Origin of the sequence: Bacillus sp. KICET-1, assembly GCF_027721405.1 — a bacterium.
GTDB lineage: Bacteria > Bacillota > Bacilli > Bacillales > Bacillaceae > Bacillus > Bacillus velezensis.
Genome location: NZ_CP113515.1, coordinates 1,245,527 through 1,266,870, shown reverse-complemented (window position 1 = coordinate 1,266,870; position 21,344 = coordinate 1,245,527). Strand labels below are relative to the sequence as shown.

General features: G+C 48.5%; 17 protein-coding genes. 4 read left to right on the top strand and 13 right to left on the bottom strand.

All coding sequences use genetic code 11. The features are described from left to right. Positions 1 to 114: 114 nt before the first annotated feature. Positions 115 to 2,223 (bottom strand): (Fe-S)-binding protein, encoded by a 2,109-nt coding sequence (locus tag OVA33_RS06470; RefSeq protein WP_063636516.1) that lies wholly within the window; start codon positions 2,221 to 2,223, stop codon positions 115 to 117. A gap of 138 nt (positions 2,224 to 2,361) precedes the next feature. Between OVA33_RS06470 and cls (OVA33_RS06465) the strand changes: the two genes are divergently transcribed. The 3 genes from cls (OVA33_RS06465) to OVA33_RS06455 all read left to right on the top strand — a co-directional run bounded on the left by cls (OVA33_RS06465) (position 2,362) and on the right by OVA33_RS06455 (position 4,877). Continuing rightward, positions 2,362 to 3,561, top strand: a complete 1,200-nt coding sequence (gene cls, locus OVA33_RS06465) for a cardiolipin synthase (protein WP_025649381.1) — start codon at positions 2,362 to 2,364, stop codon at positions 3,559 to 3,561. A 12-nt stretch (positions 3,562 to 3,573) separates the two neighbouring features. Further along, positions 3,574 to 4,536 carry a UV DNA damage repair endonuclease UvsE gene (uvsE, locus tag OVA33_RS06460; protein ID WP_017418723.1) on the top strand — a complete coding sequence of 321 codons (963 nt, stop codon included), beginning with the start codon at positions 3,574 to 3,576 and terminating at the stop codon, positions 4,534 to 4,536. Between the two features lie 68 nt (positions 4,537 to 4,604). Beyond that, positions 4,605 to 4,877, top strand: a complete 273-nt coding sequence (locus OVA33_RS06455; RefSeq protein ID WP_003151087.1) for a hypothetical protein — start codon at positions 4,605 to 4,607, stop codon at positions 4,875 to 4,877. A gap of 66 nt (positions 4,878 to 4,943) precedes the next feature. Here the strand turns inward: OVA33_RS06455 and OVA33_RS06450 are convergent, their stop codons facing one another. The 8 genes from OVA33_RS06450 to OVA33_RS06415 form a co-directional block, all read right to left on the bottom strand. Then, positions 4,944 to 6,671, bottom strand: a complete 1,728-nt coding sequence (locus tag OVA33_RS06450) for an ABC transporter ATP-binding protein (RefSeq protein WP_017418722.1) — start codon at positions 6,669 to 6,671, stop codon at positions 4,944 to 4,946. 80 nt (positions 6,672 to 6,751) lie between these two features. Then, positions 6,752 to 8,254: a cardiolipin synthase gene (gene cls, locus OVA33_RS06445; RefSeq protein WP_017418721.1), complete on the bottom strand. Its 1,503-nt coding sequence runs from the start codon at positions 8,252 to 8,254 to the stop codon at positions 6,752 to 6,754. A 96-nt stretch (positions 8,255 to 8,350) separates the two neighbouring features. Further along, on the bottom strand, positions 8,351 to 8,980 hold the full coding sequence (locus OVA33_RS06440; protein WP_017418720.1) for a YitT family protein: 630 nt from the start codon (positions 8,978 to 8,980) through the stop codon (positions 8,351 to 8,353). A gap of 138 nt (positions 8,981 to 9,118) precedes the next feature. After that, entirely contained in the window at positions 9,119 to 9,790 is a 672-nt protein-coding gene (gene narI / locus OVA33_RS06435; RefSeq protein WP_017418719.1) for a respiratory nitrate reductase subunit gamma, read from the bottom strand. Continuing rightward, complete coding sequence (narJ, locus tag OVA33_RS06430) at positions 9,787 to 10,344, bottom strand: nitrate reductase molybdenum cofactor assembly chaperone (RefSeq protein WP_017418718.1); 558 nt, start codon at positions 10,342 to 10,344, stop codon at positions 9,787 to 9,789. Before narJ ends, narI begins: the two co-directional genes overlap by 4 nt. A gap of 25 nt (positions 10,345 to 10,369) precedes the next feature. Continuing rightward, positions 10,370 to 11,833, bottom strand: coding sequence for a nitrate reductase subunit beta (narH, locus tag OVA33_RS06425; protein WP_025649383.1), 1,464 nt, complete (start codon positions 11,831 to 11,833; stop codon positions 10,370 to 10,372). Continuing rightward, the gene (locus OVA33_RS06420; RefSeq protein WP_025649384.1) at positions 11,823 to 15,509 is read right to left on the bottom strand and encodes a nitrate reductase subunit alpha; all 3,687 of its coding nucleotides are present in this window, start codon (positions 15,507 to 15,509) and stop codon (positions 11,823 to 11,825) included. Before OVA33_RS06420 ends, narH begins: the two co-directional genes overlap by 11 nt. Before the next feature lie 176 nt (positions 15,510 to 15,685). Further along, positions 15,686 to 16,162 (bottom strand): cyclic nucleotide-binding domain-containing protein, encoded by a 477-nt coding sequence (locus OVA33_RS06415; RefSeq protein ID WP_017418715.1) that lies wholly within the window; start codon positions 16,160 to 16,162, stop codon positions 15,686 to 15,688. Positions 16,163 to 16,304: 142 nt separating this feature from the next. On the opposite strand from OVA33_RS06415, the gene OVA33_RS06410 reads away from it, so the two are divergent. Further along, on the top strand, positions 16,305 to 17,024 hold the full coding sequence (locus OVA33_RS06410; RefSeq protein ID WP_017418714.1) for a YwiC-like family protein: 720 nt from the start codon (positions 16,305 to 16,307) through the stop codon (positions 17,022 to 17,024). A 30-nt stretch (positions 17,025 to 17,054) separates the two neighbouring features. Here the strand turns inward: OVA33_RS06410 and fnr are convergent, their stop codons facing one another. The 4 genes from fnr to OVA33_RS06390 form a co-directional block, all read right to left on the bottom strand. Next, the gene (fnr, locus tag OVA33_RS06405; protein WP_017418713.1) at positions 17,055 to 17,771 is read right to left on the bottom strand and encodes a fumarate/nitrate reduction transcriptional regulator Fnr; all 717 of its coding nucleotides are present in this window, start codon (positions 17,769 to 17,771) and stop codon (positions 17,055 to 17,057) included. 97 nt (positions 17,772 to 17,868) lie between these two features. Continuing rightward, positions 17,869 to 19,059: a nitrate transporter NarK gene (narK, locus tag OVA33_RS06400; protein WP_017418712.1), complete on the bottom strand. Its 1,191-nt coding sequence runs from the start codon at positions 19,057 to 19,059 to the stop codon at positions 17,869 to 17,871. Between the two features lie 134 nt (positions 19,060 to 19,193). Further along, positions 19,194 to 20,864 carry an arginine--tRNA ligase gene (gene argS / locus OVA33_RS06395; RefSeq protein ID WP_025649385.1) on the bottom strand — a complete coding sequence of 557 codons (1,671 nt, stop codon included), beginning with the start codon at positions 20,862 to 20,864 and terminating at the stop codon, positions 19,194 to 19,196. Continuing rightward, the gene (locus tag OVA33_RS06390) at positions 20,861 to 21,289 is read right to left on the bottom strand and encodes a YwiB family protein (RefSeq protein ID WP_014419128.1); all 429 of its coding nucleotides are present in this window, start codon (positions 21,287 to 21,289) and stop codon (positions 20,861 to 20,863) included. The genes argS and OVA33_RS06390 overlap by 4 nt, the downstream gene beginning before the upstream one ends. Positions 21,290 to 21,344: the final 55 nt, after the last annotated feature.

Below are 21,344 nucleotides of genomic sequence, written 5' to 3'. Positions count from 1 at the left end.
AGAATATGCTACCCTTAACAGCGTAATTTAAGAAATTTTAGAGCCGTCCCTTCATAAATCGGCTGATGTGCGAAAACAAAGCCGCCGGCATATGCGCCGGCGGCCCGCTTCTTTCTATAAAGACTCTTGTTTTTCAGCGCCGAATACAGACATGGCGAGCAATTCACTGACATCATAAGTGCCGATCGCGTCTTCGGCTTCTTTCGCTTTCGTACCGTCGCCGAGCATGGTCAGACAGTAAGGACATCCGGAACTGATGACCGTCGGACTGACAGAAAGCGCCTGCTCAGTCCGGGCCGTGTTGATTCTCGCTCCCGTTTCTTCTTCCATCCACATGAGCCCTCCCCCGGCGCCGCAGCACATCCCGTTTTCGCGGCTGCGCTCCATTTCCTTCAATTGAACGCCCGGAATGGCTTTTAAGATCGCTCTCGGCGGCTCATACACTTCATTGTATCTTCCTAAATAGCACGAGTCATGGAAGGTAATCGTTTCATTCACCGGGTGAAGCGGTTTTAGTTTCCCCTGTGACACAAGCTCGGCTAATAATTCAGTATGATGATAGACTTCGGCCCGGAATCCGAAATCAGGATATTCATTTTTGAACATATTATAGGCGTGCGGATCAATCGTGACGATTTTTTTGATTCCGTGTTTTTCAAATTCGCCGATGTTGTGTTCCGCCAGCTCTTGGAACAGAAACTCGTTGCCCAAACGGCGCGGCGTATCGCCTGAGTTTTTTTCCTTATTGCCGAGAATCGCAAAGGATACGCCCGCTTCATTAAGCAGCTTTGCAAATGAGACGGCAATCTTTTGGCTCCTGTTGTCGTAGGAACCCATTGAGCCGACCCAAAACAAATAGTCGAACTCTTTGTCTTGTTTTTTCATTTCTTTCACTGTCGGAATCTCTGTATCGGCCTGCTCCCGCCAGTTCTCCCGCTCTTTCCGGTTTAAGCCCCACGGGTTTCCCTGTCTTTCAATGCTTGTCATGGCCCGCTGCGCGTCGCTGTCCATCTTCCCTTCCGTAAGCACAAGATAGCGGCGCAGATCGATAATTTTATCAACGTGTTCATTCATGACCGGACATTGATCTTCACAGTTGCGGCAAGTGGTGCACGCCCAAATCTCCTCTTCCGTGATGACCTCGCCGATTAAGCTCGGGTTGTAATCAATGGCTGCGGCCGCTTCACGCGATCCTCCCCCTGAGGAAGCCGCGGCGAGCTGATTCGCCTTCGTGTGCTGAAAAACGGGCGCGGGCACCCACGGAGATTTTGACGTCACGGCAGCGCCTTTTTCCGTCAAATGGTCTCTGAGCTTTAAAATGAGGTCCATCGGCGAGAGCATCTTGCCCGTACCGGAGGCCGGACACATATTTGTACAGCGGCCGCATTCGACGCAGGCGTAAAGGTCGACAAGCTGAGAGCGGCGGAAGTCTTCAATCTTTCCGACGCCGTAGCTTTCTTTCGTCTCATCGGTAAAATCGATTTTTTCCAGCTTACCTTTTGAATCCAGCCTGCTGAGGAACACATTCGCCGGACCCGCAATTAAGTGCGCATGCTTTGATTGCGGCACGTACACTAAAAAGCTGAGCAAAAACAACAGATGAAGCCACCATGAAACATAAAACATGGCGGCGGCCGCCGGCGCTGAAAGACCGCCGAGCACAAACGCAATGGAGGAAGCGATCGGTTCCGTCCAAGACAGAGAATGATCGTGCCATAAAAGGTTCATGGCGTTCCCGAGAAGCACCGTCACCATCAGTCCGCCGATAAACAGCAGGACAAGCCCCGCTTTAAACCCGCGTTTCAGTCTGACGAGTTTTTCAATGTAGCGCCGGTAAAACGCCCAGACTACGGCGATTAAAATCAGAAACGTGACGATTTCCTGAAAAAAAGTAAACGCCGGATAAAGCGGACCGAGCGGCAGATGACGGTCAGGTAGCAACCCTTTCAGAATAAAATCAATTGCGCCGAACTGAACGAGTATAAAACCGTAAAAAAACAGAACGTGGATGATTCCGCTCTTTTTATCTTTCAGCAATTTTTTCTGTCCGAACACATTCACCCATATCTTCTGAAGACGTTCTTTCAGGCGTTTATCAAATTCTTCCCTTTGGCCGAGCTTAATATAAGCGATCCTCGTTCTGATCAGGTAAACGAATAAATAAACGGCGTAAGCGGTTACAGCTGAAAACAGCAGCGCGTTTACCATGAGAAATGCGTTCATCTTGTCTCCCCCTTTGTTCTGATACCCCTCTTCATTGTCATATCTTTACTTTATCATAAATAATGAATGAGTGTTCAGTCAATAATTAAATTCACATTCTCAGGGCACACTACGGATACTTCGGAAAGGAGCGTCGGTATGAAGGTCATTTTTGTGTTGCTTGTCATTTTTATCATATTGATCGCACTTATGCTGTTTGATATGCTGCTTGGCCGGGCGGCGTACAAAAAACAGGCGTATGAGCCCGTTTTTGACCCGAAAAAGAGTAATATCACACTCATTCACTGCGGAAGCGAGCTTGTGCAGCAGATGACGGCTGATATCCGCCAAGCCGTCTCTTCTATTCATATGATGTTTTTTATTATGAAGAACGACCAAGTCAGCCATGAGATGTTTGATTTATTGAAAGAAAAGGCCCGGGCCGGCGTCTCCGTATATCTGCTGCTCGATTGGGCAGGCAGCCGCCAAGTGAAAAAGCCTTCCATTCAAACGATGAAAAAAGCCGGCGTTCACGTTCATTTTCTAAATAAACCGGCATTTCCGTTTCTTTTTTTCAGGCTGCAAAAACGGAATCACCGGAAAGTGACCGTCATTGACGGCAAAATCGGCTATGTCGGCGGCTTTAATATCGCTGAAGAGTACCTCGGCAAAAAAGCGAAGTTCGGAAACTGGGAGGATTATCACCTGCGGATGACCGGCGAAGGCACGGCGGATCTTCAGACGCTTTTTGTAAGCGACCTGAAACGAAACACCGGAAAAACACCCGAATCACCCGGGGTTTATCCGGCATTATCCGAAGGGAATATCTCTCATAGGACATATGCATCTGACGGTTTTTCGCTTGAATCGCATTATGAAAGCTGCATCCGTAAGGCGGAGAAAAAAATCATCATCGGCACGCCTTATTATGTACCGAGCAAAAAGCTTCAGGAAGCGCTTATTTCAGCCTGCCGAAAAGGCGTCAAAGTCATCTTGATCGTTCCGATGAAATCAGATCACCCGCTCGTTCGGGAAACAGCTTTAGCCTATTATCCCGAGCTTCTGAAGGCCGGCTGCCTCATCTATCGGTATTATCAAGGCTTTTATCATGTTAAAGCCTTCATTATAGATGACCGCATCAGCATTATCGGCACGCCGAATTTTGATAAACGGAGCCTGTTCTGGAATGAAGAGGTGAATGTCATCATTCATGATGAAGCCTTTACAAAGGAAGTGCTTTCAACCATAAAGCAGGACATCGAAAAATCCGAGCTTCTCACATTAGAAAAAGTGAAACAGCGCTCCGTCAGACAGCTTCCTGCAGAATGGCTGGGAAAGGCCATATCTTACTTTTTATAAAGGAGAAACCATATGCTGTTCAGATTCGGATTCGTCGCAAACGCCATGTGCCTTTGGGACGCGTCCCCCGCCAAAACCTTAACATATGCGCGCTATACCAAGCTTTCCCGCAGTGAGCGGAAAGACGCCCTGCTTTCTGTGACGAAAGCAAATCTTACCAATACGCTGCGCACCCTCCACTATGTGGTCGGCCACGGCATCCCTTTATACAGGTTCTCAAGCTCAATTGTGCCGCTCGCCACGCACCCGGATGTACTGTGGGATTTTGTCACGCCGTTTCGCCAGGAGTTTCGTGAGATCGGCGGGCTGGTCAGAAAATATGACCTCAGAACGAGCTTTCATCCGAACCAATTCACGCTTTTTACAAGCCCGAAACGGGAGATTACCGCAAATGCGGTCAAGGATATGGCCTATCATTATGACATGCTGGACGCAATGGGCATCGCGGACCGTTCCGTCATCAACATCCATGTCGGAGGCGCTTACGGTGACAAACAAAGCGCGCTTGGCCGTTTCCGCGTGAATCTGAAAGAACTTCCCGATGTCATCAAACAGCGGATGACTTTAGAAAACGATGATAAAACATATACGTCCGAGGAAACACTCAGTGTATGTGAGCAAGAAGGCATTCCGTTTGTGTTTGATTATCACCATTTTTACGCCAATCCGGCCGATGACGCTGATTTAGATGACATTCTTCCGCGGATGATCAAAACATGGCAGCGGATCGGCTTAAAGCCGAAGGTCCATCTCTCCTCGCCAAAATCAGAATCAGCCGTACGCAGTCATGCGGACTATGTGGATGCTAATTTTATTCTGCCGGTGCTGGAGCGGTTCAGACAATGGGATGCGGACATCGATTTTATGATTGAGGCGAAAGAGAAAGACCGGGCGCTGCTCCGGCTCGTCGAAGAATTAAGCGCCATCCGCGGAGTTAAACGCCTGGCGGGCGGAGTGCTGAGGTGGAAGGCATAACCAGGTTTATCACCCGTTCATATGGGGAATTTCCGAAATAACAGACCATCAGACGGAGGAGAAAATACATGAAAAACATTACATCTTTGAAAATAGCCGCTAAGAAGTTCACTTTAAGAAACATGCTTCAGCTTTATCAGCTTTGCCACACGGGAGGCCACGAGCTGTATATCTACTCTAAAAAAACAATGTGCAAAATCAAAGATATCATTGAGCTGGAAACGTTCAGAATGGCTCATAAAGAACAAGAATATTTAATTGTAGTGGAAGGAAAGAAAGCGGTGCAGCTTGTTGACCGTTTCAAACATATCATCGAACCTGCGCAAAAAGAAGCCCATTAAATACGGACTACATAAAAAAGGATAGACAGGAGGCTGCCCGGCCCCCGCTCGTCTATCCTTTTTCCATTATTCATGTATCAGCTCGCCGAATTGGGCCTGATGGAGTCTCTGGTACATGCCGCCGGATGCCAGCAGTTCCTTATGATGACCTTGTTCAGCGATGCCTTCTTTCGTGACGACGACGATCCTGTCCGCATCCTTAATCGTAGCCAGCCGATGGGCGATCACAAGCGTTGTGCGTCCTTCAGACAGCTCTTGCAGCGATTTTTGAATGGCGGCTTCCGTTTCTGTATCGAGGGCTGATGTAGCCTCGTCTAAAATTAAGATCGACGGGTTTTTCAAAAACATTCTGGCGATGGAAAGCCGTTGCTTCTGCCCGCCTGACAGCTTCACGCCGCGCTCGCCGATCACCGTGTTTAAACCGTCGGGATACCCGTTTACCAAATCCTCTAAATGTGCCTGGCGGACGGCCTGCCGGATTTCTTCCTCAGACGCATCGAGCCGCCCGTAAGCAATGTTTTCCCGCAATGTGCCGGAAAACAGAAAGACATCCTGCTGGACGACGCCGATTTGTCCGCGCAGAGATGACAGCGTCATGTCCTTAATATCGATTCCGTCGATGGAAATCACGCCTTCAGACGGCTCATAAAAGCGCGGCAGCAGACTTGTCAGCGTTGATTTTCCCGCTCCCGAAGGCCCGACGAATGCGACTGTCTCCCCGGCATGAATGGACAAATTGATTCCCGACAGAACCGGACTGTTTTCTTCGTAACCGAATGACACACCATCATAACGGATATTCCCTTTTAAACCGGACACATGTCTCGCGTTCGGGGCGTCCTTGATATCAGGCTCCGTTTCCATTATTTCTATAAAGCTTTTAAAACCGGCTATGCCTCTCGGATACAGCTCAATAATCGCGTTGATTTTATCAATCGGACGGAACAGAACGTTCGTCAGCAGCACAAAAGCGACGAATTCTCCGTAAGATAACGATCCGCGGATCACGAACCATGTCCCGCACAACAGGACGAACAGCGTGACGAATCTTGTCAGCATGTAACTGATCGAGCCGTTTTTCGCCATGATTTTATATGACGTCAGCTTTGTTTTGCGGAAACGCTGATTGTTCACGTCAAACCGCTGCGTTTCAAACGCTTCATTGCTGAAAGCCTGAACAAGACGAATGCCGCCGATATTGTTTTCGACCCTCGCGCTGAAGTCTCCGACGTCTTTGTTCAGTTTTGTAAACGCAGAGGTCATTTTTTTATTAAAATACAAAGCAAGCCAAATGACGACCGGCATAATAATAAAGGTCAACAGCGCGAGCTGCCAGTTAATGAACAGCATCACACCGAACGCGCCCAAAATCGTCATGACCGCGATAAACAGGTCTTCAGGCCCGTGGTGGGCGGTTTCTCCGATATACATCAAATCATTGGTGAGCTTGGACATTAAACTGCCCGTTTTGTTGTTATCGTAAAATTTGAACGAAAGCTTTTGCAGATGGTCAAAAAGCTTTTTCCGCATATCGGTTTCAATGTTAATGCCGAGCATATGGCCCCAATACGTCACAACATACTGAAGCGCCGAGCTGAGGGCGTAGACTCCGAATAAAGCAGCGGAAGTCAAAATAATCAGACGCCAATCCCGCCCCGGGAGCAATGTATCGATAAAGTAATTAACAATCAGAGGAAAACTCAGCTCCATCAATCCGCCGGCGATGGCAGAAAAGAAGTCGAGAAAAAACAGCTTTTTGTACGGTTTATAATAAGAAAAAAATTGTCGCAGCACGATTCCGTCCTCCTTGTGCCTCGTTCCTAATGATAATATTTCTCAATTATACTATACACAAGGAGTTTTAAAAGCGTTTTTTATAAAACGCCGGAAAATAACCGCGCGAAGGATTCCTTCGTTCTTTCCCATAATGTGCGCTTATAGAAACGGACGGGGCTGATTTTCTCAGACTCTCTCATATCCTCCAGATAATGCGCTTCAAGATCTTTGATCGCCTTTTGATCTGTAAAAAAGACATTAACCTCAAAGTTCAGCTGAAAGCTTCTCATGTCCATGTTCGCCGTCCCGACAGAGGCGAGGTTTCCGTCAGTGATGAGCACCTTTTGATGCATAAAGCCTTTTTGATAGGAATAGACTTCGATTCCTTCGCGAAGAAGCTCGGGGAAATACGATCTCGTCGCGTACTGGGTTAAAAATCCGTCATTGGTTTCCGGCACCATGACTCGCACCCGGACGCCTCTGGCAGCAGCCTCCTTTAGCGCTGTGCGGATCGGCTCATTCGGCACGAAATAAGGCGTCGCGATCCATACAGATGATTCGGCCGCCGCTATCATGGCATAATACAGATCGCTCATCCGTTCCTTCATATCGGGGCCCGTCGGAACGACTTGATAGACGCCGCCGCTTTCTGCAGGGACCGGGCAGCTGTATGCTTTCTGATCAATCAGCACCTCATCCGAAATGTATTCCCAATCAAGCATAAAAATGCTGTGGAGCGTCTGAACGATTTCTCCTTCGACTTTCATATGGGTGTCCCGCCAAAAACCGACACTTTGGTCTTTGCCGATATACTCCTTGCCGACATTCAGCCCGCCGACAAAACCGGTTTTCCCGTCAACGATGACGATCTTGCGGTGATTTCTGAAATTGAGTTTTTGGTTGAAAAAACCGTATTTCAGCGGCAGAAACGGGACGATGTTCACGCCCGCGCGTTTCAGTTTTTTAATGTCTTTTCCGGCCAGCTTCAGGCTGCCGGCCGCGTCGAACAAAAACCGCACTTCAACACCTTGACGCGCTTTTTCAATCATAATCTCCATCATCTTGTGCCCGAGCATGTCTGATTTGAACATGTAATACTCAATATGTATAAATGATGCTGCCGACCTGAGCGCTTCAAACAGCTCCGGAAATGTTTCGTCCCCGTTTTTGAGCACCTTCAGCCTGCTTTTTGTATTGATATTCATATGGGACGCCTTGATTGAATATTGAAAGAAACGCTTCTGATTTCCTTTCAGCCCGGACAGATCGGGAGTCTGTTCCATATCAAATATCGTTCTCAGCTTTTCCCGGTTGTATGTCCGTTTCGACCTGAACAGCTTGCCTTTTTCATAAAGCTGGCCGGAAAAAAGGTAAAATAAGTACCCGGCGATCGGAAAAAACACAAGAATATGAATCCATAACAGCGTGTGCTGCGAGGTGCGGTTTTCAAGAATTAACGAATAGATGCTGAACAAAATAATGCTTGCATAGCAAAGCAATCCTCCGTAAAACTCAAGCCTGGAAACCGGAAAAAACCATATGACATATGCTCCGATAAGCATCATATATAAAAAGCAAAATTCCAGTCTCCTTTTCAGCATCCCGACTCTCTCCCATCTGATCCGATAACTCTGTATACCCTCTGTCTTCCGGCCTGTAAACATATGAAAAAGCCTCTCCGCACGAGCCGGAAAGGCTTATGATGACACTTCCTGTGACTGGCCGGGTGTGATGTTCTGAAGCAATGCCGGATTGAGCGAGCAGCTGCCTTTGATTTTATTTTTGAAGATGCCGATGATCAGACCGGTGACCGCAATCGACACTAAGGAGAAGAGCCCTTTCAGCAATCCGACGGAAAAAATGCCGGCCAGCACGACGCCAAAATCGAAGAGGAAATTAACGGCACCCGGATTCCATCCGCAGCGCTTTTGCAGAAATAAAGCGAGGATATTGGCGCCGCCGAGCGATGCCTGATGATAAAACATGAGCGACAGGCCGAACCCGATCAGCGCCCCGCCGCAAACCGCCCCGGCAAGCGGTGAAACAGAGACCGGCGGCAGCCAGTGATCCGCGCCGGTAAACAGAGTCAGCACTGTGACTGCAAAAACGGTGGATAGAGTGAATTTGATTCCCATTCTGATGAGAGAAAATATATAAAACGGGATATTGATCAGAAAGAAGATAATCGCAAACGAGGAATGAAACAAGTACGACAGGCTTAGTGACAGTCCCGCTGTGCCGCCGGTTAATACATGAGAATGTCTGAGTGTCAGGACGCCGGCGCTTGTCATCAGACAGGCGGCTAAAATGAGGAAAATCCGCTTCATTCTTCACTCTCCTTTTGTTGAGGTTATTTCCAAATAAAACATAACAGGAATCCCCGCCGCCCAGCCATTACCTTGGCAGAAAATATCTTATGTTTTTATTTTCTCACCATAAAAAATCCCCCTCTTGCAGGGGGATTTTTACGTGCGTTTCCGATAGACAACATAGCTGCGGGTCAAATACTTGAGGGGCAGGCTGAACACGTGAACCAATCTTGTAAACGGCCAGAGGATAAAAAAGACGTATCCTATGATGATATGAAACTTAAACCATAGCGGGACACTTTCCATCAAAGAAGCGTCAGGCCGGAACAAAACAATTTCCCTGAACCACGGCCCGACTGTTGCCCTGTAATCAAATCCTTTCGAATCAATGTTGAGAAACGTGGCCGCAACGCCTGACAGCATCATGAACAGCAGCAGGATGAGCGTCAGGATATCCGATGGCGAGCTGGTTTTGCGGATTCTTTTGTCAAACAGCCTTCTGTACGTCAGGATCACTAGTCCGGCACAAGCCGCGATCCCCGCCGGCAGGCCAGCGCCGATCGCCATTTTGTGATACGTATGCTCTGAAATGCCAAGTGCAGTATACACGCCTTCCGGGATCAGAATTCCCATGACATGTCCGCCGACAACGCACAGCAGTCCCCAATGAAAAAGTGTGCTGCCCGCCGCGAGTTTTTTCTTTTCTAACAGCTCGCTTGATTTCGCCGTCCAGCCGAATTGGTCATGCTGATAGCGGTAAATATGCCCGCCGATAAAGATCGTCAATACAATGTACGGCATAATCCCCCACAGGATCTGCCCGCTCATGCCTGAACAGCCCCTTCTTCAGTGCTTTCACGTACACCGATGTTTTCCAGCGCGGCCTGCAGCACGTGCAGCAGCTCAGCATAGATGCTGTCATTTTTTTCGAGGCGGGAAGCCAGCTCCCTCACATTGGACAGGTATTTCTCAAACACGCTTCTCACCGCTTCAATCTCCGCAACTGCGGCGAATTCCAGCATCAGCGGCAGGTAATCAGGCAGTTCTTTCTCTGTCGGCAGGAAACCGGATTGCTGGTAGGTGTTTTTTAAATGCAGCAATTCGATGCCGCGTTCCCTTTGTTCGCCTGAGTTAAAGTAGGTGACGTACATATTCGTTTTTTTTCCGAAATCGAACGTATACACATAGTGTTCAATCAGCGCTTCTCGAGAAAACCTGGCTGCCGCCTCGAAAAATTGCAGCAGTTTCTCACGGATTTGCTGATTGGTGATGTCATGGATAAGAGCCTTCCAATCGGGAAGCCCGGCTCTCCACTCTTCATCCGGATAAGACAGGAGACAGGAAAGAGCGGAGAATGTGATTTGCCGGTCTGTGGTGTTCATGTTATTACACCTCATTTATAAAAAATTAGAAACAGGACCCGGGGCCGCCTGAAAATGATAAGCCGCAGCTCCCTTGTTCAGCATATAAATCTGACACTTCTTCTCGATGGCTGCTCGGGATCACAAAGCGGTCATCATATTTGGCGATCGCAAGCAGCCGATACATGTCTTCAATTTGCTGTTCTGTTAAACCGACACCGGAGATCAGTGCCGCGTCGATGGATTTATTCGTCTGAACCGCCCTCATATACTGGCGCATGACAGACATTTTCTTTAACGTTGACCGAATATGATCCGTATCACCGGCCGTTAATAGCTGGGCCAAATAGTCAATCGGAATTCTCATTTGGTCGATAGCCGGAAAAATAGCTTCCGCCGTTTGCCGGCTGCCTTTTCCTTCAAAGAGATTCATAATCGGGCTGAGCGGCGGAATGTACCAAACCATCGGCAGCGTACGGTACTCAGGGTGAAGCGGAAGCGCAATCTTCCAATCGATGATCATTTTATAGATCGGCGATTGCTGCGCGGCCTCTATCCATTCAGCCGGGATGCCTTGTTCTTTTGCCAGTTTGGCAATCTCAGGATCATTCGGATCAAGAAAAACGTCCAGTTGAGAATGGTAGAGATCCTTTTCATTTTCAACGGAGGCCGCTTCCTCCACTTTGTCCGCGTCGTACAGCATGACGCCGAGATAGCGGATTCTGCCCACACACGTTTCGGAGCAGATGGTCGGCATCCCCGCCTCCAAGCGCGGAAAGCAGAGTGTGCATTTTTCCGCTTTGTTCGTCTGCCAGTTAAAATAGACTTTTTTATAAGGACAGGATGAGACGCAATATCTCCATGAACGGCACGCGTTTTGATCAACGAGTACGATGCCGTCTTCCTCACGTTTGTACATGGCGCCGGACGGGCAGGATGACACGCATGCCGGATTGATGCAGTGCTCACAAATACGGGGCAGATACATCATAAAGACCTCATCGAATTCTGTTTTGATCGATTCCTCCATTTTTTGAACGTTTGGATCTTCAAGCCCTGTAATATGGCCGCCCGCGAGATCATCCTCCCAGTTCGGGCCCCATTCGATATTCATAAAATCGCCCGTCAAGGACGATTTCGGCCGCGCCACCGGCTGGTGCTTTTTCTGCGGACTGTTTGTTAATGTTTCATAATCATAGTTCCAAGGTTCATAGTAATCATCAATCGTCGGCTGGTTCGGGTTATAGAAAAGGCCTGCAAGCCGATTCGTTTTCGGGCCTGATTTCAGTTCAAGCTTTCCTTTTTTCAACGTCCAGCCGCCTTTATATTTGTCCTGGTCCTCCCATTGCTTCGGGTAGCCGATGCCGGGCTTTGTTTCTACATTATTGAAGTACATATATTCCGCACCGGAACGGTTTGTCCACGTGTTTTTGCAGGTGACGCTGCACGTGTGGCAGCCGATGCATTTATCCAAATTCATGACCATCCCGATTTGCGCTTTAATCTTCAAGCCAATCGACCTCCTTCAGCTTGCGGATGACGACATTCAGGTCGCGCTGGTTCCCTGTCGGACCGTAATAGTTAAAGCCGTAGCTGAGCTGGGCATAGCCCCCGATCATCTGGGTCGGCTTGACGTGAATCCTTGTCGGGCTGTTATGGGTGCCTCCGCGGTTATTCGTCAGTTTTGTGCCGGGCACGTTGATGTGGCGGTCCTGGGCATGGTGCATAAACGCCATTCCTTTAGGAATCCGGTGAGACAAAACCGCTCTCGCCACGACAACGCCGTTTCGGTTGAAGCATTCAATCCAATCGTTGTCTTTGATATCCGTGTCCTCTGCGTCATCTTTATTCATCCACACGGTCGGCCCGCCCCGGAACAGCGTCAGCATCGGCAGGGAATCAAAATACATGCTGTGAACGGACCATTTATTATGCGGCGTCAAATAATTAAGAACGATCTCTTTGCCCTCTTGATCAGGCCGCTTGCTTAGGAACGGACGGTGCTGGAGGATCGGTTTAAATGTCGCCATCGTTTCACCGAATTCCATCATCAGTTCATGATCGACATAATAGGATTGTCTGCCTGTCAGCGTCCGCCACGGGATTAATTTTTCCACATTCGTCGTAAACGGCGAGTATCTGCGCCCTCCTTTTTCTGAGCCGGTAAAAGCCGGAGACGTGATGACCGTTTTCGGCTGGGCTGTAATTTGCTCGAACGTAAAGCATTCTTCCTCGCGTTCTTCCGCCAGGTCTTTCAGCTTCAGGTTTGTGATGTTTTCAAGCGATTCCCATGCTTTTACGGCGACCTTTCCATTTGAGGTGGACGACAGGGTTAAAATCGCTTCTGCCGCCTGCTTTGCTTCACTTATATTCGGGCATCCTTTGGCAACGCCGTCTGAATCGGTTTCTCCCAGTCTCTTTTTGAGCGATTCATATTCATCGGCGATCGACCAGCTCATCCCTTTTGTTCCGCTCGGTTTTAAAGCCGTATGAGGGCCGAGCGCGGTCATTTTATGAAAAATGTGTTTGTAATCCCGTTCAGCGACATGGATGTTCGGCATCGTTTTTCCCGGAATGGCTTCACATTCGCCCTTGCTCCAGTCATTGATTTTTCCGAACGGCTGGGCCAATTCCTGCATCGTGTCGTGGAGGAGCGGCGTCGCGACTACCTCTTTCACCGGCTCCATCTCGACTTCTTCCGCCAGGTCGGAAACGGCTTTTGACAGTGCTTTGAAAATATCCCAGTCTGACCTCGATTCCCACGGCGCCGAGATCGCCGGAGCAAAAGGATGAATAAACGGGTGCATATCCGTGCTGCTGAGATCGTGTTTTTCATACCATGTCGCCGCCGGCAGCACGATATCGGAATACAGCGCCGTACCGGCCATTCGAAAGTCGAGATTGATTAACAAGTCAAGCTTGCCTTCCGGCGCCTGTTCCCGCCATTTGATTTCTTCAGGGCGGATGCTGTCGCTGTCGTCATTCATCAGACCGTTCGTAGTCCCCAGCAGATGCTTGAGAAAATATTCATGCCCTTTTCCTGAGCTTGAGATCAGATTAGCCCGCCATACGAAGAGATTCCTTGGGAAATTCACTTCATTGTCCGGGTCTTCAATCGCGAATTTCAATTTTTTCTCTTGAAGCCGTGAGGCCACGTACGCACCTACGTCTTCAGGTGTCGCCGCCCCCGCCTTCTCAGCTTCTTGATACAGATTGATGCCGTTTTGATTGAATGTCGGATAGGACGGCAGCCACCCTAATCGCGCTGCCAGCACATTGTAATCGGCGTGATGCTTGTAGCGGGATGACGCGGCGATCGGTGAAGCCAAGTCACTGATCGGCTGGTCTTCATAACGCCACTGGTCTGTCGCAAAGTAAAAAAATGAGGTGCCGTTTTGCAGTTTAGGCACGCCTTCCCAGTCCTTTGCGGTTGCGATCGTCTGCCACCCTTCAGCCGGACGGAGCTTTTCCTGCCCGACATAATGGGCCCAGCCTCCGCCGTTTACGCCTTGGGCGCCGACGAGTAAAACAAGATTTAACACCGCACGGTAAATCGTGTCGGAGTTGAACCAGTGGTTGATTCCCGCCCCTACGATAATCATCGATCTGCCGTCTGTATCGATCGCATTTTGAGCAAACTCCCTGGCAATCTGTATAACGGCTTCTCTTTTAATTCCCGTGATCTGTTCCTGCCAGGCAGGTGTGAACGGACGGGGATCATCATAAGATGCGGCTGATTGTCCGCCGATGCCCCGGTTCACGCCGTAGTTTGCCAATATCAAGTCAAACACGGTCGTGACGTACGTCTCTTCACCATTCAGATCCAATTTTTTAATAGGAAGATCCCGCTCAAGCACTTTGTTTCCGTCATTTGAAAAATACGGAATGCGCACCGAGCCGATTTCGTCCTCTATTCCGAGCACGGAGAGACGGGGTTCAATCGGTTCCCCAGTGTCTTCATCGATCATATGCAGGTTCCATTTTTGCTGTCCGTCCCAGCGGGAGCCCATTGTTCCTTGCGGTATAGCAAATTCGTTTGTTTGTTCATTCCAGACCGCAGGCTTCCATTGATCATGCTTTGTCTGCCGCCCGATGTCCTTCGCATGCAGAAACCGTCCCGCTGTGTATACGCCATTTTCTTTTGACAGGGTGACGAGGAATGGAAAATCCGTGTATTGCTTTGCGTATTCAATGAAACGTTCCGTCTCTTGATTCACGTAAAATTCCTGCAAAATGACGTGACCCATCGCCATCGCCAGGGCTCCGTCAGTCCCTTGGCGGATACTGAGCCAGTCATCCGCGAACTTTGAGGACTCCGCAAAATCGGGACTGATTGAAATCACCTTGGCGCCTTTATAGCGGGCCTCCGCCAAAAAGTGCGCGTCAGGCGTTCTCGTTAACGGAACGTTGGAACCCCATGTGATGATATAGCCTGAATTGTACCAATCACTGCTTTCCGGAACGTCCGTCTGGTCGCCCCAAATTTGCGGGGACGCCGGCGGAAGATCCGCATACCAGTCATAAAAACTGAGCATTGGGCCGCCGATTAAAGACATGAATCGCGAACCTGATGCATGGCTGATCATGGACATGGCGGGAATCGGAGAAAAACCGACATTCCGGTCAGGCCCGTATTTCATCACTGTATACAGCAGAGAGGCTGAAATCAGCTTCAGCACTTCCGGCCATTCCGCGCGGACAAAGCCGCCTTTCCCTCTTGCCTGTTTATAAGACTTCGCTTTTTCAGGGTTTTCAACGATCGCTTTCCAGGCATCCAGCGGATTTTGATGCGCCTGCAACGCTTCCCGCCACAAATTGATCAGCACACCTCGCACATATGGATATTTCACACGGAGCGGGCTGTAGATGTACCATGAAAAACTGGCCCCCCGCGGACAGCCTCTCGGTTCGAAATCAGGCATATCCGGGCCTGTTGATGGATAATTCAAGTTTTGTCCTTCCCACGTGACAATTCCGTTTTTCACATAAATATTCCAGCTGCAAGAACCCGTGCAGTTGACGCCGTGGGTGGAGCGAACGACTTTGTCGTACTGCCATCTGTTTCTGTATACATTCTCCCAATCACGATCTTCGCTTGTCGTTTGGCTATGATGATTTGAATGATGTTCGATAGGAGAAAAATAGTTTAATCTCCTGAGCAACGGACTCATTTTCTTTTTCTTCATGATCGTTCACTCCTTCCGAGTCAGGTGATGCTATGTACACTATAAACAGAGACGGCGCATCACCTTGTGAACTATGTCACACACTCTGCTTTTTTCACAAAACGTTCACACAGAGCAGCAGGAAGGATTTTCAAACGATATAGGGACGCCCGCGTCATCAAAAAAACCGGTTCTGTTTAAGAACCGGGTTCGGCGTTTTCATCCCGTGATGTATGCAGATACCGCAAAAACAACTGATAGGAACAGAAGACATTTTGCTGAAGCATCGCCAAAAAGTTCATTTGCAGCCGCGGATGGTAAGACATCATTTGCTTAAATACGGAATATGGAATATGGAGTACCAGAATATCCGGTGAGGCATTGACTGAGATAAAAGGCGATAAAGAGAGCCCGCCTTTTTCATCAATCGGAAACACATCGCCTTTTTCCCACAGCGCAACGGTTTGTGACCCTTCAGGGAGCCTGCTGTCCGTAAAACGGATATTGCCTTTTAATACAATATAAACGGATTGTGAGTGAAGAAAGGATGGAGATTGGTCAGATGAGCCGCAGATAAACGTCCCGTTTTTCAGCAAGGTTTCGACAATGGACAGAGGCACTTCATTAAACATAGGAAGTTGTTTCAGAAATAATAAATAGTCACACTGATTCATAGGAAAGCCTCCTGTGCTATTGATAGCTTTAGTGTAGCCCGATTGAGCCCGCGCGGCAGTGATGTATTTCACAGCTTGTATGATAAAGGTCACTTATCAGGAGAGTGTTTGCACTTATAATGAAATAAAAAGGAGGGTTTCGATGAAAGCGATGATTCCGAAGCAGCACGGCGCATGGGCGATGCTGCTGATTCCATTTTTACTCGGCATGGTCAAGGGAGGCCCGGTTTTCTGGCATATTCCGCTCTTTTTGGGCTGGCTGTTCCTTTACTTGACGGTTTATCCCGTTTCGCTCGCTTTGAAAAAGAAACAGCTTCAGCCCTATCAAAAGTGGATATGGTATTACGGTTTTCCGGCCTGCTGCTTTTTGATCATTTCTGTCTTTCATAAGCCGCAGCTCGTCTGGATCGGCGTTTTTTTATTGCCGCTGTTTCTCATACATACGCATTATGCCCGCCGAAAAAACGAACGGGCGCTTACGAATGATATTGCGGGTGTTCTGTTCTTTTGTTCGGGCGGGCTTGCGAGCTGCTGGCTGGGAACGGGAATCCTTGACGGCTGGGCTTGGTTTCTATTCTTGCAATCCGCTTTATTTTTTGTCGGGAGTTCTTTTTATGTGAAATCGGTCATAAGGGAGAGAAAAAACAGAAGGTTTGCTTACTGGTCGTGGGGATATCACCTCTTGCTCCCCTTTTTATCGGCCCTTCTCGGGGCAGGCTGGGCGTTTCTCGCTTTTATCCCAAGCAGTCTGCGGGCCTGGTTTTTTCATGGAAGAGACTGGCCGGTGAAAACGATCGGCATTCTGGAAATCGTAAATGCCGGCTTCTTTTTCGCCGTCATGTGTATATGTATCACAAGCTGAAAAACAAGGACATCGGCTGCCCTTGTTTTTTCAGTCAATATTGCAGATCTCAAGCGGACAATTTTCACACTCGATCTCACATCGTAAATAGTCCCGTTTGTGCAAAATAATTTTTCCGGTTTCGTCTATCGAAATAACCCCTTGTTTGCGGAGGTCTCCCAGCATGCGGTTGACGCTCTCCCTTGCCGCCGCGCAAAACTTAGCCAAATCCTGATTTGTCAGCACAATGTTAATCAGAATCCCGTCGCTTCGTTCCACCCCGTAGCTGTTTGATAAGCGGATAAGGGTGGAATAGAGCGCCCCCTTTTTGCCGTGAAGAAGCAGATCCCTGATCTTAGACTGGATTTTTCGCAGATGGGTGCTCATCCATTTCATAAATTCAAACGTTAAAACACCGTTTTGGATCAATTCCTTTTCCAGCTTGTTTTTATTAATGACGAGCACCTCCCCGTCCTCTAACACTTTCGCACTGAGCATATATCTCGGCTCATCTGTGAATAGCGTCAATTCCCCGACAATATCGTGTTTCTGGCAGATTCTAAGTGTCAGGTCTTTTCCGTCAGACGTCAGCTTGCCGATTTCAATGAGTCCTGATTGAATCAGATAAAGCTCTTCTGCATCCATTCCTTCTTGAAACAAATACGTGTGTTTTTTCATTTTCCTTTTCGTACTGATCGATTCCAGCAATTCATGCAGTTCGCGGGAAAGAAGTTCTTTATCAGATTTTCGGACAGAGAGAATATTCATGAGCTCACCTCGAAGAAAGTCACGTTGCGTATGTATATTGTAACGTGACTTGATTTGCACTCACCCAGAAAAAATTAACAATCTTGTGAATGGATCATTATGAATCAAGGCTATGACTGTTTCTCTCCGTATGTGTTTTCATTCTTTCCTGCCAATACATCCAGATCACAAGGACAAAGCTGGCTAACGCAACCTCTGAAAGCGCCATAAACCCGATCGCGTATTGGCCTGTCGCCTGAAATACACTTGCCAGAATCAGCGGAGGGAAAAAACCGCCCAGTCCGCCCATGGCAGACACAATACCGTTGGCAATCCCCGCTTGCTTCGAAAAATAGAAAGGCACCAGTTTAAATACCGTCCCGTTTCCAATCCCTGAGCAGACTGCCACCGTCAGCGATCCGAACGCATAAAGGCCGATCGCCGGGGAGAATGACAGCATGACGCCTGACAGCGTAAGCCCTGCGAAAACAAACATCAGAATGCGGAGCGGGCTCAGTTTATCTGCCAGAAACCCTCCCACAGGCCTGAGCAGCGTAGAGACCGCTATAAAGCCGGCCGTCCGCAGACCGGCGTCCGCAGGGCTCAGCCCAAAATGCTCAACCAAAAAATTCGGAAGATAGATGGTAAAGGCGACAAAGGAGCCGAACGTAATAAAATAAAACAGGCTCAACATCCACAGCACATGATTTCGGTAAACGGCTTTCATTTGTGTCTTTATGGAAACTTTGACTTTCTTCTCATGCCGGTCGCCGAACAAAACGTGCAGTAATGCGAAAACAGCCAGCAAAACAAGATACATCTGCACGGTTGCATTCCATCCCGCGGCTTGAGCGATAACTGGCGCGGCAAAGGTAGTAACGGCGGTCCCGATGTTTCCGGCACCGTAAATCCCATTGACGACACCGTGCTTTTCTTTCGGATAATATTTCGGGAGGGACGTCACTCCGATGGAGAATACCGCTCCCCCGATCCCTAAGAAAAAGCCGCCCGCAATTAAATCAAATAAAGAATCCGCGATACTGATCCAAAATACGGGAAACAAAAGCAGGATGAAGCTGATCATAAACATCAGCCGCGCGCCATACCTGTTCGTTAAATATCCTAAAGGAATACGGAGAAGCGATCCGAGAATAACGGGAATCGCCGTCACCAATGAAATCTCGCCTTTGCTTAAATGAATATCTGATGTCATTTGAGAAATGAGCGATGAAATCAGCACCCACACCATAAACCCTGCCACTAAGCTTAATGACTGCAACGATAATTGAATATGTTGACGATTGATCATTCGGCTTGCCCCTTTCACTGATTCAATATCAGTCTTATCATACAAAAACTCAGTGTGCGGGATTGTGAATTACATCACACGCTTTATATGCAAAAAAAAGAACAAAGCCCGAAGACTTTGTCCTTTGATCATCATTACATTTTTTCCGGAGCGGATACGCCGATCAGCTGAAGCGCATTGTTCAGCGTAATTTGCGTCGCCTTCATTAAAGCGAGACGCGCGCGGCTCTTCTCTTTATTTTCCGGATCGATGACTTTCTCTGCATTGTAGAAGCTGTGCAGAGCGGAAGCCAGATCATAAATATAGTTTGTGACACGGTGAGGAATGCGTTTTTCCGCCGCTTCTGCCACTGCCTCAGGGAAGCCGCCGATTGTTTTCAGCAGGTCATATTCTTTTTCTGATTGAATATGGCCGAAATCAAGATCTGCCGCCGGTTTAAGTCCCTGCTCCTCCCCTTGGCGAAGCATGCTGCAAATACGTGCATGTGCGTATTGCGCATAATACACAGGGTTTTCGTTAGATGTGGATACGGCAAGATCCAAGTCAAAATCCATGTGCGTATCAGCGCTGCGCATCGCGAAGAAATAACGGACCGCGTCAAGGCCGACCTCTTCAATCAGGTCGCGCATCGTTACGGCTTTCCCCGTACGTTTGCTCATCTTCATTTTTTCGCCGTTTTTGTATAAATGAACGAGCTGAATGATCTCAACTTCCAATGTGCCTTTCTTGTAACCGAGCGCTTCAATCGCCGCTTTCATACGCGGAATATACCCGTGGTGATCCGCGCCCCATACATTGATGAGCTTGTCGAATCCGCGGTCAAGTTTGTCTTTATGGTATGCGATATCCGGCAGCAGATAAGTGTATGAGCCGTCTTTTTTGATCAGCACACGGTCTTTATCGTCGCCGAACGTTGTGGAGCGGAACCATGTCGCGCCGTCCTCTTCGTATACATGGCCCTTTTCGCGAAGCGCCTCGAGCGCCTGATCAATTTTTCCGTTTTCGTACAGTGACGTTTCAGAATACCATACGTCAAACGGCACGCGGAAATTTTCCAGGTCGGAGCGAAGTTTATCAAGCTCGTACTTTAAGCCGTATTCACGGAAAAACGCCTGACGTTCGCTCTCCTCTTCATGTACGAAACGATCGCCGAAATCTTCGGCAAGCTTTTTCCCGATGGCGATAATATCCTCGCCGCGGTAACCGTCTTCCGGCATCGGTTTCTCGAGGCCGAGCGCTTCAAAATAACGGACTTCAACGGAAAGCGCCAGGTTGTTAATCTGGTTGCCCGCATCATTAATATAGTATTCACGGCTCACATCATAGCCCGCTTTAGAAAGCACGCTGCACAGCGCGTCACCTACCGCCGCGCCGCGCGCATGGCCTAAGTGAAGATCTCCCGTCGGGTTGGCCGATACGAATTCGACCTGAATCTTTTCGCCTTGTCCGATGTTTGTCTCTCCGTAATGTTCACCCGCTTCAAGCACGGACGGAATCAGTTTTGTTAAGTAGCTGTTGTTCATGTAAAAGTTGATAAAGCCGGGCCCCGCAATATCCATCTTTTCAATGGAAGCTTTGCCTTTATCAAATGACGCCACGAGCTCCTCAGCGATTTGGCGCGGCGCTTTTTTTGCGATTCTCGCCAGCTGCATCGCCATGTTTGTGGAATAATCACCGTGTGTTTTGTCTTTCGGCGTTTCTAACAGTACGCTTGGAATCTGGCTTTCGTCCGCCAGGCCCGCTTTCAGAACGGCCGCTTTGATCTCTTCCTTCAGCACGTCCTTCATTTGTTCCGCAATATTCATGCCTTTGTTTCCTCCTTATATTGGATCGTCATGTTATGTACATGTTCTTGGTTTTCGCCTACAGTCATGTTATATGTCATTTTGACGGAGCCTTCCGAACCGCCGACATCAGCTTGTATGTTTTTTGTTTCCGTACGGAGCTCCATTTGTCCGAACGGCAGTTTATATTGAGTGAGTGTCGATGCCCCCGGAATGAACCGCTGTTTCATTTGGATGGCGCCCGATCTCATCACGAGAATCTCTTTTTCTGTAATCTTGACGACCGTTTTAATCTTGCCCAAATCATGCTCTTCGTGATAGGAAAGATACGTTTTGCCGTTTCTCACGTAATAGAATCCACTCGATGTAAATTCAACCGACTCTTCTTCTGAGCCGTTGTGTATGAATGATTGCACATGAATGGCTACTGGTGTCTCCTGTCTCATGCTGACACTTCCTTTTCATCATCCCGCTTAACCTGAATAGTATAAGTTTTCAAGG